Source organism: Pseudomonas sp. SIMBA_067, assembly GCF_046534675.1.
In the GTDB taxonomy this organism is placed as follows: Bacteria; Pseudomonadota; Gammaproteobacteria; order Pseudomonadales; family Pseudomonadaceae; genus Aquipseudomonas; species Aquipseudomonas putida.
Genome location: NZ_JAWRYH010000771.1, coordinates 1 through 258 on the forward strand (window position 1 = coordinate 1; position 258 = coordinate 258).

The following is a 258-nucleotide window of genomic DNA, read 5'->3' on the forward strand; positions in this document are numbered from 1 at the left end:
CCATCGCCACTAAAGACCAAGCTTGGGTAAAACCATCAACTACAATCGCCATTGCATATAAGTGTTCTTGTGGCCCTGCTAAGGCAATCCAAGAAAACATTAAGTTAGATGCAGCCATGGCTACGCCACTAATAAATAAGCCTTTTACTATGCCATATTTGTGGTTAAAAATACTGCCCAAAAAGGCAAATACAATGGTGATTAAACCCGTGCCCAGCTTGGAGTAATTTGCTATTTGGGTATTACTAAAGCCCACTT

At 40.7% G+C, this 258-nt stretch carries 1 protein-coding gene; it reads right to left on the reverse strand.

Features of this window, described 5'->3' with window-relative positions:
- Positions 1–258, reverse strand: a 258-nt coding sequence (locus SB765_RS31265; RefSeq protein ID WP_410932712.1) for a hypothetical protein, incomplete at both ends; no start/stop codon positions are given.